Raw genomic sequence first — 12159 nt, 5'->3', positions numbered from 1 at the left:
AACAAATGAGACGTTTAAAAATGTTATGGCATATTATACAGGTTACGGGTTTTACTCGGTTTGCTCTGAGTTTTGTGACCTTTGTTTTTGGGTCAGGAGGCGTGCTTTTCCTAGTTGAACCTGCTATCACAAATTACGGAGACGGTCTTTGGTATGCTTTTGTGACTTCGACGACTGTCGGCTACGGGGATCTCCTAGCTGTGACCTTGATTGGAAGGATTACCAGTGTCTTCTTGACGATTTATGGGCTCATATTTTTTGGCTGTTTATCAGCTGTTATTATTAATTATTATACCGATTTAAATAAGGAAAGAGGAGAGGACAAATGACTGCCAATTATTCAACACGGGAATACCGTGAGAAATTATACGATGACCTTCATGTTCGATTGAGAGATACAGCGATTTTGATGTGTGCAATTTTTATTGCCTCTATCGGTCTAAATATGAATTCAACAGCTGTTATTATTGGAGCCATGTTAATTTCACCTCTCATGACACCGATTGTTGGACTGGGATTCGGTTTAGCTATTTTTGATACGCGTTTAATCAAGCAATCTCTAGAGGTTTTATTGACTCAAGTGTTGGTCAGTTTGCTTGTCTCGACTCTGTATTTCTGGATTTCTCCCTTGTCTTATGCAAGTAGCGAGTTGATCGCACGAACCTCTCCAACCATTTGGGATGTTCTCATTGCTATTGCTGGTGGGATTGCTGGTGTGATCGGTTCAAGGAAAAAAGAAGCAAACAATATCGTGCCAGGAGTAGCCATTGCTACAGCTTTGATGCCGCCTATCTGTACTGCTGGCTATGGTTTAGCTAATGGGAATGTACGATTTTTATTGGGGGCTCTCTATCTTTTCTTGATCAACTGTGTCTTTATCATGCTAGCCAACATTGTTGGAACAAGAATTTTGATGAGAAAATCTCCTTTAACTTCATTTAAAGAGCTGAGCATTAAAATGAGAATTGGCTTGATTTCTTTGATTGTATTGTTGATTCTTCCAGCTAGCTATTCGGCAGTTACTCTGACAATAGAACAAGCGCGCAAAGAAGGGATCAAACAGTTTGTAGGAAAAGAGTTCGCCAATTATACGGTTATTAATTAAGTCTACAAGTCAAGTAACAATGAATTGGTCTTGACGGTTGTTGGAGATCCGATTTCAGAAGAAGAATTAGAAACACTCCACCAAAAACAAGCCTCTTACGGTATTCAATCTGTTCAATTGAAAGTGAATCAAGTTCAGAACTCGCCAACATTAGATAGTGAAGCGACCAAGGAATTTTATGAAAACATTGACAAGTATATTGATCAAAAACTCTCTGAAAAAGATTCACAAAACGATCTCGTAAAAGAAAATGAAGCAGACAAGGATTGAGGACAATGAACTGAATCGGTTTTTACGCCGTGTTTTTCTTGTATCTTCCTCTTTCTTACTTATAGCAGGTTGTTTTTGCTTGAATAAGAAATAAATTAGAAGTTCTATCATCTAAGAAAAATGATGAAAAAAATCATTTAACTAATGGTGTGAACGTTTAGTGTTTATCAGCTCCATTCTCTGTAATTTTGGGGGTAAAATCCACACCATTTAGATAAAATTAGTTGAATTTGATTGGAAAAACGCTTTTATAAAAGCGGAGAAAAGTCTTGATATTACGCTGTTTTTAGTCCAACTGAAATTCATACTTTCCAAACCAGGCTTGAAAAAGGCCCGTAAAGCATCACAATTTAGTAAACGTTAATTCGTTACTGGACAGCAGAATACAAACGAAAACACTTTGCATCTTGCAAGGTGTTTTTTTCTATGAGAACTGGCGGTGCGCAATTAGGATAGCTCTAGCGACTTTAGTCGCATAGAGATATGCTATGCACAGTTGCCTCAAGAAAACAATGCTTCTTGGTCCACCCTGTTAGACAAGCTTCAAAACCAAGGAATCCAACAGATTTCTCTTGTAGTTACAGATGGCTTTAAGGGGCTTGAGCAGATTATCAGTCAGGCTCACCCATTAGCTAAACAACAATGTTGCTTAATTCATATTAGTCGAAATCTAGCTAGTAAAGTGAAACGAGCAGATAGAGCGGTTATTCTGGGGCAATTTATAATGATTTATCGTGCTGAAAATTTAGAAATGGCAGGACAAGCTTTAGAGGACTTTCTCGCCGAATGGAAACCAAAGTATAGGAAAGTCATGGAAAGTCTGGAGAAGACGGATAATCTTTTAACTTTTTATCAGTTTCCCTACCAGATTTGGCACAGCATGTATTCGACAAACCTCATTGAGTCTCTTAACAAAGAAATCAAACATCAAACGAAAAAGAAGGTTCTTTTTCCTAATGAGGAGGCTCTGGAACGTTACTTAGTTACGTTGTTTGAAGATTATAATTTCAAGCAAAGTCAACGAATCCATAAAGGGTTTGGTCAATGTTCTGATACACTTGAAAGCTTATTTAATTAACACTCCGTAACTCTACTTAAGTGTTTACACATAATTATTTACAGTATCAAAAAATAAAGTATATTGTTTTCATCATAATATAATTAAATATCAGTATAGAGAATTTTATCTATATATCAGATATCAGCAATTGCTTTTGCTGTCATTTTTCGCTACAATAGTTACAAGGAGGAAATAAACATGTTAAAAGAAGTATTAAACGTCGCAAAAGTTGCGAAAAAATCATCTCTCTTCTTAGGAGGGGTAGCATTTGGGACGCTTGGCTTGAAAGTCTTAGCAAGTAAAGAAGCTAAGAAAGGCTATTCTAAGGCCTTGGCTAAAGCTTACAAATTGAAAGATGGACTGGATGCATCTGTTTCTGTTGTAAAACAACACGGTGATGATGTTTTACAAGACGCTAAATATTTATACGAACAGGAAAAGAAAGAAGAACAATTAGATAGCCTGACAGGTGAATAATATGTCTTTTAAAGTGCTACACAGAGGATATCAACATATCCGATTATCGTCCTCGTTTTCACTGACCTTGGATATTCAAGATTATCTTCGTTCCTTGGCTAAAGATGAAAAAGGGATCGACTCTATTCAGTTTTATATGGATCAGCAGCACTTTACTCTACGTATGAAAGAAGGCTTCTCTGTATTAGAAAATGCAGAGGCCTTTTTAAAAAAAATTGACAAGGGGAAAGTTTCGGACTTGATGACTCTTCCCATTCGTAGAGAAGAGAGTGCTTATTCAATTGTATCGGGTGCAGCGATTAAGCGTTTGCTGTTTCGAAGTTTTGTACCCTACCCTATTCGTTATATTTGGACTTGTTATCAGGCTTTGGGTTATGTCAAAGAAGCCTATCAAACTTTAGCGCGCAAGGAACTAACCATGGAGGTCTTGGACTGTTCGGCCATTTTGTTGTCCTTGTTTATGAACCAATCCAAGACAGCTAGCAACATCATGTTTATGCTTGATTTGGGTAATCATCTGGATCAGTGGTCTTTAAAAAAAACAGCAACAGATTTGGAACAAAGCCTTCTTGCTAAAGAAAGTGATGTTTTCTTAGTGCGGGGAGACATGGTCATCAGCATCAAGAGTTCTGATGTTCAAGTAGGTGATGTATTAGTTGTCTCCCAAGGGAATGAAATCTTGTTTGACGGCCAAGTGGTTTCAGGATTAGGCATGGTCAATGAGAGTTCCTTGACTGGAGAGAGCTTCCCTGTTGAAAAGAAAGAGGGAGATTCTGTATGTGCGAATACTGTTTTGGAAACAGGAGAGTTAAGAATTCGTGTGACTGATAATCAGATAAACAGTCGTATTTTGCAACTCATCAATCTGATGAAAAAATCTGAAGAGAGTAAGAAGACAAAACAACGTCATTTTATTAGGATGGCAGACAAGGTTGTAAAATATAACTTCTTAGGTGCTGGTTTGACTTATCTGTTAACAGGTTCGTTTTCAAAAGCCATTTCCTTTTTATTGGTGGATTTTTCATGTGCTCTAAAAATATCCACACCTGTAGCCTACCTTACGGCCATAAAGGAAGGTCTAAATCGAGAAATGGTTATTAAAGATGGTGATGTATTAGAAAAATATCTGGAAGTGGATACTTTCTTGTTTGATAAAACGGGTACCATCACGACGAGTTATCCTTTGGTTGAAAAGGTTCTTCCTTTCGGAGATTATACTGAGAAAGATATTTTAAGAATAAGTGCATGTTTGGAGGAACATATCTATCATCCTATTGCCAATGCAATTGTTAAACAAGCTGAAATTGAAGGCATTGAACACGAAGAAATGCATGGCAAGCTTCAGTATGTTGCAAGCAAAGGGATTAAATCGCAAATTGATGGTCAATCGGTTGTCATTGGAAATTATGTACTAATGCAAGACGAACAGGTAAGAATTAGTTCTGAGCAGCTGGCCTTGATTGAGCAATATAAGACTCATTACAATTTATTGTTTTTGGCTTATAAGAAAGAATTAATTGGGATGTTTTGTATCCACACTCCCTTGAGAAGCGAGGCGAAAGTTGCATTGAAAAAGCTAAAGCGCCAAGGGAAAAAACTGATTCTGGCAACTGGTGATACGTTGGCTAGAACAGAAGAGTTGGTTAAAGATCTGCCATTTGACAACGTTTATACTGATTTAAAACCAGATGGTAAGTTTCAGTTGGTTCAGGAATTACAGAAAGCTGGCCGAACTATTTTGATGGTTGGAGACGGGTTAAACGACTCTGCTGCCTTGACGCTTGCAGATATTGGGGTTGTGATGAATGAAAGTGCTGATATTTCTAAGCAGATGAGTGATATTTTATTATTAGATAATCGTTTAGATTTCTTCGAGGAATTGAATTCTTTATCTGAATCGTTGCAGAAATTAATTCAAAGAAATATTCAAGAAACAGTTGTAATAAATGGAAGTTTAATTGGATTTGGGTTGTTAAATTGGTTAAGCCCATCTAATCTTTCGATATTGCACAATCTGACTACTTTAAGAATCGTCCTTCGTAGTCTTTCTATTAAAAGTAGGTAAGAGACCGAGAAGCTGAGGTTATAAAAACTAAAAGGAGTTGTCTCATTTGAGAATAACGGCTCTTTGTCAACTGTAGTGGGTTGATGGAAAATTATACCCTGGAGAGGACCAAATTGGTTCTCTCCTTTTAAATATTGAAAAAACCATTGGCAGTGGACATACTTTAAGACTATATATTTCTGAAACTAGTTTCACAATACAAATATTGACATGCAATTATTAATTGGTGGATTTTAAGTTGACATCTACAAAGGTTAATGTTAGAATACATTCAAAAATATATTTGAATGAGGTGTTTTATGATTCAAAATATTGTTACTTCAATAATCCTGTATTCTGGGACAGCCGTAGACTTACTTATTATCCTAATGTTATTTTTTGCCAAAAGAAAAAGCAGAAAGGACATCATTAACATCTATTTAGGACAATTTCTAGGCTCTGTTAGTCTAATATTCCTAAGTTTGCTTTTTGCATTTGTCTTAAATTATATTCCTAGTAAAGAGATTTTAGGCTTACTCGGTTTGATTCCAATTTTCCTAGGCCTCAAAGTTTTGCTTTTAGGAGATTCTGATGGAGAAGCTATTGCAAAAGATGGTTTGCGAAAAGACAATAAAAACCTGATTTTTCTAGTCGCTATGATTACTTTTGCAAGTTGTGGCGCTGACAATATTGGTGTCTTTGTCCCATATTTTACCACCTTAAATTTAGCGAATTTGATAGTGACTTTACTTACTTTTCTAGTCATGATTTATCTCTTGGTTTTTTCTGCCCAAAAATTAGCACAAGTCCCTTCTGTTGGAGAAACTTTGGAAAAATATAGCAGATGGTTTATTGCCGTTGTCTATTTAGGATTGGGGATGTATATCCTGATTGAAAACAACAGCTTTGACATGCTATGGGCTGTGTTAGGCTAGGAGAAAAAATTATGAAAAAAGATAGTATCTGTCAAGTGGATGTTATAAATCAACAAAATGTTACAACCGCAACGAACTACCTTGAAAAGGAAAAAGTCCAAAAATCACTTCGCATTTTATCAAAATTTACCGATAATAAACAGATAAATATCATCTTTTATCTCCTTGCCGTCGAAGAACTCTGTGTCTGCGATATAGCCTGTTTATTAAATCTCAGTATGGCATCTGCCTCCCACCATCTTCGTAAACTAGCCAATCAAAACATCTTGGACACTAGAAGAGAGGGGAAAATTATATATTATTTTATAAAAGATGAGGAAATCAGAGATTTTTTTAATCAACTAGGATAACAACTATTTTTACTACTTTTCCATGATTATAGGGAGATTATATATGAAATTTTTTGATGAAAATTACTCACAAGAAATACCTACTCGTATTAAATGTTTAAGAAAAAAGTATAATTTAAAGCAAAGCGACCTAGGTAATGCAGGTCAAGTTAGGCAAATTGAAAAGGGAGAAATTTGAAAGAATTTGTATCTTTTATTTTTTGTTTCATTTATGCCCTATGCTACTGGAATAGTTAGTAGTCATTTCATGAATCATACGGCACAGCTCTTTTATGGACTGATCGTTATTGTTTCAACGGTAGCAAACTGGTTTTTACATAAAGTAATTGATAAACCCAATATAGATCAGAAAGAATTACTTGAAGCTACCGCACAATATAGGAAGTTATTGATACCTGACCTAATAATTAAAGGAGTGGGATTGATTCTGTCCTTAATTCTCTATCCTCCGATTATGATGTATAGTGTTTTAATTGCGGCATTTTACATCATAACTTTAAAAACACTATCCGAAAAAAGAGTGAATAACTAAAAAACGGTGACCAAAGTTAGGTGTATTATTTTAATGCTTAGAGACCTAAACTATTCCCTATTTTAAAAATATTGATTCAGATTTTATGAAATTAAAAAGTAGATATTGTTCAGAAAATCCTTGATATTACGCTGTTTTTAGTCCAACTGAAATCCATACTTTCCAAACCAGGCTTGAAAAAAGCTCGTAAAGCTAGCCAGTTCTCTAAACGTTAATTCGTTACTGGAAAGCAGAACACAAACGAAAACACTTTGCAGTTTGCAAGGTGTTTTCTTGTATGAGAACTGGCGGTGTGCAATTAGGATAGCTCTATCGACTTTAGTCGCATAGAGATATGCTATACACAGTTGCCACAAGAAAACAAGCGAAGTGATGTTTAATTGAGTGGCAACCACTGAACTCAAAACGTTAATCAAGACAAGCTTGCTCTTTCTCGTATGGGGTGAATTTTTCCCTTCTAGACATAAAAATACCTCTTAAGTAGATTTTGGTTATTTAACATGTCTACTTAAGAGGAATCATATCAATAGCGGATGGTTCTTTCGTCTTGCACCTAACGGAGCGAGATGGACTGAAAGTCACATAAAATAAAACGGTAAGCTAGAAATTACTAGCCTACCGTTTTGTTATAATGGGAAAGTATTTAATTATGTAATGATGACAAATTGAAAATACGAGTTAAATCAGTGTACATGCTATATTATGGTTAATATAAATTTACTTACTTTTTTCGATGATTAGTTCTCCAGATCTAATTTCCCAGACTTGGTCAAAGTTCTTCAGTGCTTCATTCTGTCGGTGTAAAGTAATGATGACAGCACACGGTAAGTCTAGTACTTTTTTCAATTCTGCCTCGAACTGATGAGCATCCAAGGCTGAAAAAGGTTCATCCATAATAACTAATGGACTCTGACGGTTTTTTTCTCGATTGAGGTACATACGTTGTTGTTGACCACCTGACAGGGATTGAGGAGGTGTTACTTCGAACTCTGCATCCTCAAACTCTGCAGGAAAAGTATTGAATAGCGTAACATTATTTTTATAACTAGATATGAAGCTATGCTCTTGCTGCAAGATCAGGCCAAATTTCCCCCAAAGCTGATTTAGAGGAAGATTATTCAGCAAAATCTCACCTTGGAAATCCTCATCCGTACCATTTAAAATATTGAGTAGGCTACTTTTACCTGATCCGTTCTCTCCCATAAGGGCAATCTTCTCTCCTTTATGAATAGTGGCAGAAGAAATCTTCAATGTTGATTTCCCGAGTTGTTTAGAAAGATTCTTCAATGTGATCGTTTCAAAAGAAAGCTGTGGTGCCTGAATTGAAGATGGATGCTTAACGATAGTTTGAAAGCTTTTAATTACAGGTTTTACCGACTCCAACATTTGCAGATCGTAAAGGATTTCTTGAATTGGTTCTGAGAAGGCTGTAATATAACCAAAACTGGCCACCACCTCAGGGATACCAATTTGCTGATGGTATAGAGAGTATGCTAGATAGGAAAAAAGAAATAGACTGATGAATTCAAAAGAAATACCCGTCAAGAGAATACCTGTAATTTTAGTCAAACCATACCCAAGATACTTATCCTGCAAATTTTTAAGAGAACTTCTTTGTTGCTCTATAAAATGAGGTAGAGTGAGTTTATTAACTAAGTGATGTCCTCGGAATAGATCCTCCAAGGTCCGATAATAATCACCTTGCTTTTCAAGATAGGTTGTTCTACGCTTCGCAGTCAATTGACCAACGATCTTTGGAATTTGAATACTGATGGCCGTTGAAATCAGTAGGATCAGTGCCACTATAGGGTTGATTGTTCTGGTAATAATGATGGTATAAATCAAGATTCGTAGAATCTGCTTAAAAAAACTCATCAGTGGAGGTAGATAATCTTTTTCCAGTGAATCAAGGTCATTAGATTGGTAAGAAATGTATTCCGCGACTGTTTTCTGCTTGAAATCATGGTGGGCAAGTCCTAAAAGAGATTGAAACCAGTCATTCTTTAGATTTGTCGAAAAGAGAATAGCCTGTTTCCAGTCAAGTCGCATTTGAATATAGTTGCAGGTCAGGTAACCTATAACTGCAATACAATAACCTGACAAAGCTATTTGATAGTGCCCACGAATTAACTCTTGTGTAAAGTATGGAAGAAGAGCAGTACAAATATTGGACAGTCCGCTAAAGAGAAAATTAAAGAAAAGATACCAGCGCAGAGGCTTAAGGTATTGAAGCATAGACGAAACTCCTTGCTAGTGCTGTTTTTTTACATATTTCAGAGCAATTTCTGCTCTTACCTGATTCAGATAAGGCAATTCCAGGACATTGGGTGCAATAATTGGCATTTGTACAAGTACTACAATTTTTGCTATCTTTTAAAGTATATGTTGTGATCTTGTTAAACATCGATTTGTTCCATATTTCTTTTATAGAAGTGTGATAGATATTTCCAATACTTATACTATAAAGGGAACATGGTTGTACTGAACCTAAACAAGTTATATAAAGTGATATCTGAACAGAGCTACAAGTTAGAAAGTTTTCGTTTTTATCAATAAAACGGACACCGTTTATTATATCTATCTTTTTCTGTATTGTAACAAGTTGTTTAAGAGTTAACGATTTTACTCTAACTTTATTGTTGACGGTACCCCTTCTCCTACCGATAACTATTTATTATCACTAGTATACCATAGATTCCTATCTCTAATATGTTTTCAATTGTAGCTTTCTTATTTTTTATACTCTCAAAGACTTTTGAACAGCCTTATAGTGATTTTTTCTTCAATAATTGAATGTGTGACATTTTATCTCTCAGCCATAACAACGCACCATTTTTGGTGCGTTTCTAAATTTTGTGCTATAATAGAAATAAATAAAAGGAGGACCTTCATGATAGGAGAAAATATTAAAGCGTTACGTAAAACACATGATCTAACCCAGCCTGAGTTCGCAAAGATTGTTGGTATCTCTCGAAATAGCCTAAGTCGTTATGAAAACGGGACAAGTTCAATTTCGACAGAATTAATAGATCGTATTTGTCAGAAATTTAATGTTTCCTATATCGATATTGTAGGAGAGGAAAAGATGCTCACGCCAGTGGAAGATTACCAGCTCACTCTGAAAATTGAAGTGATTAAAGAACGAGGGGCGAATATCTTAGCGCAACTTTATCGTTTACAAGATGAACTAGAAATTGCATTTGATGATGCTAATAATCCTTGGGTTCTAATAAGCGATGATCTTTCTGATTTGATTAACACGAAGATTTATCTTGTTGCAACTTTTGAGGATGTGGAGCGATATAATGGCTATTTGGATGGCATTGAACGTATGTTAGAACAAGCTCGTCATCTGGTGGTGGCTTAATGAAACTAGAAGAATTTAGTCAAGATGATTTTGAACGAGCATCCAGACGACTCGTTCGTTCTTTAACTCGTGGTAAAACAACTTCGTCTCAGCCCAAGGCTATCTTGCTAGGTGGACAGAGTGGTGCTGGGAAAACAACGATTCATCGTATTAAACAAAGGGAATTTCAAGGTAATATCATTATCATTGATGGAGATAGTTATCGCTCTTTTCATCCGAACTACCTTGGCTTACAGGAAAAGTATGGAAAAGATAGTGTGGATTATACCAAAGTATTCGCGGGACAAATGGTTGAATATCTCGTAGATGAATTGAGTAAACAAGGTTATCATTTGTTAATCGAGGGCACCTTGAGAACAACAGAAGTTCCTAGAAAAACGGCACAATTATTGATAACTAAAGGATATCAAGTCTCACTTGCACTAATAGCGACCAAGCCAGAATTGTCCTATCTCAGTACTTTGATACGTTATGAGGAGCTCTACGCCATAGATTCTAGTCAAGCTAGAGCAACTCCTAAAGCACACCATGATGGAATTGTAGAACATATGGTTGATAACTTACGGGAGTTAGAAAATGATAAACTTTTTAGACAAATTCAAATTTATCAAAGAGATCAATCGTGTGTTTATGATTCGCAAGTAGACGAAACCTCAGCAACAGAAGTTCTACACGAATGCCTATTTGGAAAATGGAGTAAGGTGGAGGAAGAGATGTTGAAGTTGGGACAGGAACGGTTGAGAGAGATGGGGGGAATTAATAAGTGACGAAGGGCTAATTTATGAGTACATGATAATAAAAGCTCATAAGATTTTCTAGTAAAATAGAATTGAACGAACTAGTTACGAAAGGAAGTCTTATGAGCTGCCATCATTTTACTATAGTTGAGCATGAAAGTATTCTCATTTACCGTACGCAGGATCTAACCCCCCCTCAAATTACTAAGTTATTTCACTTAATATAGGATAAATCCATCCTATATTTTTGCTTTTGTTGCTTAATAATGGTATGATAAACAAAAGGAGGCGATGACAATGCAAATTAATCTTGAAAATTTAATTCCAATCACGGAGGCAAATCAGAATTTCTCTAAAGTTGCTCGAATGGTTGATAGTAAGGGTACAGCTGTTATTTTGAAAAACAATAAACCTAAATATGTTTTAGTTGACTATAACACCTTGGTTCAAGAAGAACAGACAGAAGCTGTTGTTGCAGATCAAGCTAGTGTTGACGAGGTGGCAAGTTCTATCTTGTCACGCCACCTAGAAGCCTTGAAGGAATTAGCTAATTGAAGAGATTAACCGTTGAACAGGTTGTTGCCTTACATAGTCAATTGATTATATCTACGGGAGGAATGGATGGTGTACGAGACAAGGGGTTAGTTGAGGCCTCGCTTTCGAATGTTTTTGACACTTATTTTGGAGTTGATCAATATCCAACTATTGAAGAAAAGGCATCTAGGCTTTGTTATTCTTTGATTAAGAATCACGCTTTTTTAGATGGAAATAAGCGCATTGGTATTTTTGTAATGCTTGTGCTACTAGAACTTAACGATATTGTGCTTGATTGTACTGATGAAGAGTTGGTTCATCTCGGATTGGGTGTAGCGGCATCAGAATTAACCTACGAAGATATTTTAGATTTTGTAAAAAGTCATTGATACAAAAAGCAAGTGACTATTAAAAATTACTTGCTTTATTTTTTAATGATTCGAAGGTAATAATGGTGTGAACTTTTTGGTAAAATCTAGCTCAATTCGTGTATTTTTAGTGTAAAATTCACACCATTCAAATGAAAGTTATTCAAATTAGATGAAATTGTTCTTTCTGAAAACGTGAGAAAACATTGATTTTAAGCGCATTTTGAAACGTATTCAAATAGAAGTGTTTCCAACCAGGTCTTAAGAAAGCCCGTAAAGCATCACAATTCTCAAAACGTTAATCAATACGATTATATCAACGTTTACAGACATTCAAGAATTTTCTCTTGGATGTCTTTTTTGTTTCAAAAATCTAAAGT

General features: G+C 35.7%; 14 protein-coding genes and 1 pseudogene. 13 read left to right on the top strand and 2 right to left on the bottom strand.

Features of this window, described 5'->3' with window-relative positions; genetic code table 11:
* Nucleotides 1–5 precede the first annotated feature (5 nt).
* The 9 genes and pseudogenes from PCY06_RS01215 to PCY06_RS01175 all read left to right on the top strand — a co-directional run bounded on the left by PCY06_RS01215 (nucleotide 6) and on the right by PCY06_RS01175 (nucleotide 6773).
* Nucleotides 6–329, top strand: coding sequence for a potassium channel family protein (locus PCY06_RS01215; protein ID WP_001253404.1), 324 nt, complete (start codon nucleotides 6–8; stop codon nucleotides 327–329).
* A pseudogene (locus PCY06_RS01210) lies at nucleotides 326–1375 on the top strand (DUF389 domain-containing protein). The gene PCY06_RS01215 and the pseudogene PCY06_RS01210 overlap by 4 nt, the downstream one beginning before the upstream one ends.
* Nucleotides 1376–1850: 475 nt before the next feature.
* Nucleotides 1851–2453 (top strand): transposase, encoded by a 603-nt coding sequence (locus tag PCY06_RS01205; RefSeq protein WP_255260894.1) that lies wholly within the window; start codon nucleotides 1851–1853, stop codon nucleotides 2451–2453.
* A gap of 180 nt (nucleotides 2454–2633) precedes the next feature.
* Nucleotides 2634–2912: a DUF6110 family protein gene (locus PCY06_RS01200; protein WP_002893755.1), complete on the top strand. Its 279-nt coding sequence runs from the start codon at nucleotides 2634–2636 to the stop codon at nucleotides 2910–2912.
* A gap of 1 nt (nucleotide 2913) precedes the next feature.
* Nucleotides 2914–4977, top strand: a complete 2064-nt coding sequence (locus PCY06_RS01195) for a heavy metal translocating P-type ATPase (protein ID WP_002893754.1) — start codon at nucleotides 2914–2916, stop codon at nucleotides 4975–4977.
* Between the two features lie 299 nt (nucleotides 4978–5276).
* Nucleotides 5277–5891, top strand: coding sequence for a CadD family cadmium resistance transporter (locus PCY06_RS01190; protein WP_002911684.1), 615 nt, complete (start codon nucleotides 5277–5279; stop codon nucleotides 5889–5891).
* A gap of 11 nt (nucleotides 5892–5902) precedes the next feature.
* Complete coding sequence (gene cadX / locus PCY06_RS01185; protein ID WP_000711078.1) at nucleotides 5903–6241, top strand: Cd(II)/Zn(II)-sensing metalloregulatory transcriptional regulator CadX; 339 nt, start codon at nucleotides 5903–5905, stop codon at nucleotides 6239–6241.
* 43 nt (nucleotides 6242–6284) lie between these two features.
* Nucleotides 6285–6419 (top strand): hypothetical protein, encoded by a 135-nt coding sequence (locus PCY06_RS01180; RefSeq protein WP_023024363.1) that lies wholly within the window; start codon nucleotides 6285–6287, stop codon nucleotides 6417–6419.
* A gap of 69 nt (nucleotides 6420–6488) precedes the next feature.
* Complete coding sequence (locus PCY06_RS01175) at nucleotides 6489–6773, top strand: hypothetical protein (protein ID WP_014334291.1); 285 nt, start codon at nucleotides 6489–6491, stop codon at nucleotides 6771–6773.
* A 717-nt stretch (nucleotides 6774–7490) separates the two neighbouring features.
* Here the strand turns inward: PCY06_RS01175 and PCY06_RS01170 are convergent.
* Nucleotides 7491–9008: an ABC transporter ATP-binding protein gene (locus PCY06_RS01170; RefSeq protein ID WP_061601559.1), complete on the bottom strand. Its 1518-nt coding sequence runs from the start codon at nucleotides 9006–9008 to the stop codon at nucleotides 7491–7493.
* A complete protein-coding gene (locus PCY06_RS01165) occupies nucleotides 8992–9273 on the bottom strand; it encodes an SPASM domain-containing protein (protein ID WP_231083267.1) in 282 nt (93 codons plus the stop codon). The genes PCY06_RS01170 and PCY06_RS01165 overlap by 17 nt, the downstream gene beginning before the upstream one ends.
* A gap of 390 nt (nucleotides 9274–9663) precedes the next feature.
* Between PCY06_RS01165 and pezA the strand changes: the two genes are divergently transcribed.
* The 4 genes from pezA (at nucleotide 9664) to PCY06_RS01145 (ending at nucleotide 11800) form a co-directional block, all read left to right on the top strand.
* Nucleotides 9664–10140, top strand: coding sequence for a type II toxin-antitoxin system antitoxin PezA (pezA, locus tag PCY06_RS01160; protein ID WP_061601558.1), 477 nt, complete (start codon nucleotides 9664–9666; stop codon nucleotides 10138–10140).
* A complete protein-coding gene (gene pezT, locus PCY06_RS01155; RefSeq protein ID WP_046165029.1) occupies nucleotides 10140–10907 on the top strand; it encodes a type II toxin-antitoxin system toxin PezT in 768 nt (255 codons plus the stop codon). The genes pezA and pezT overlap by 1 nt, the downstream gene beginning before the upstream one ends.
* A 267-nt stretch (nucleotides 10908–11174) precedes the next feature.
* Nucleotides 11175–11432: a type II toxin-antitoxin system Phd/YefM family antitoxin gene (locus PCY06_RS01150; RefSeq protein WP_046165030.1), complete on the top strand. Its 258-nt coding sequence runs from the start codon at nucleotides 11175–11177 to the stop codon at nucleotides 11430–11432.
* Nucleotides 11429–11800 carry a type II toxin-antitoxin system death-on-curing family toxin gene (locus PCY06_RS01145; protein WP_046165031.1) on the top strand — a complete coding sequence of 124 codons (372 nt, stop codon included), beginning with the start codon at nucleotides 11429–11431 and terminating at the stop codon, nucleotides 11798–11800. The genes PCY06_RS01150 and PCY06_RS01145 overlap by 4 nt, the downstream gene beginning before the upstream one ends.
* Nucleotides 11801–12159: the final 359 nt, after the last annotated feature.

The organism is Streptococcus sp. SG1 (assembly GCF_030439935.1).
Taxonomy (GTDB): domain Bacteria; phylum Bacillota; class Bacilli; order Lactobacillales; family Streptococcaceae; genus Streptococcus; species Streptococcus gordonii.
This window is presented reverse-complemented; position numbering and strand designations above follow the sequence as displayed.

Excerpts from the sequence above, each read along its gene's own strand:
- PCY06_RS01215 (WP_001253404.1), top strand. The coding sequence starts at position 6 with ATGAGACGTTTAAAAATGTTATGGCATATTATACAGGTTACGGGTTTT.
- PCY06_RS01200 (WP_002893755.1), top strand. The coding sequence starts at position 2,634 with ATGTTAAAAGAAGTATTAAACGTCGCAAAAGTTGCGAAAAAATCATCT.
- PCY06_RS01195 (WP_002893754.1), top strand. The coding sequence starts at position 2,914 with ATGTCTTTTAAAGTGCTACACAGAGGATATCAACATATCCGATTATCG.
- PCY06_RS01190 (WP_002911684.1), top strand. The coding sequence starts at position 5,277 with ATGATTCAAAATATTGTTACTTCAATAATCCTGTATTCTGGGACAGCC.
- cadX (WP_000711078.1), top strand. The coding sequence starts at position 5,903 with ATGAAAAAAGATAGTATCTGTCAAGTGGATGTTATAAATCAACAAAAT.
- PCY06_RS01180 (WP_023024363.1), top strand. The coding sequence starts at position 6,285 with ATGAAATTTTTTGATGAAAATTACTCACAAGAAATACCTACTCGTATT.
- PCY06_RS01175 (WP_014334291.1), top strand. The coding sequence starts at position 6,489 with ATGAATCATACGGCACAGCTCTTTTATGGACTGATCGTTATTGTTTCA.
- PCY06_RS01170 (WP_061601559.1), bottom strand. The coding sequence starts at position 9,008 with ATGCTTCAATACCTTAAGCCTCTGCGCTGGTATCTTTTCTTTAATTTT.
- pezA (WP_061601558.1), top strand. The coding sequence starts at position 9,664 with ATGATAGGAGAAAATATTAAAGCGTTACGTAAAACACATGATCTAACC.
- pezT (WP_046165029.1), top strand. The coding sequence starts at position 10,140 with ATGAAACTAGAAGAATTTAGTCAAGATGATTTTGAACGAGCATCCAGA.
- PCY06_RS01150 (WP_046165030.1), top strand. The coding sequence starts at position 11,175 with ATGCAAATTAATCTTGAAAATTTAATTCCAATCACGGAGGCAAATCAG.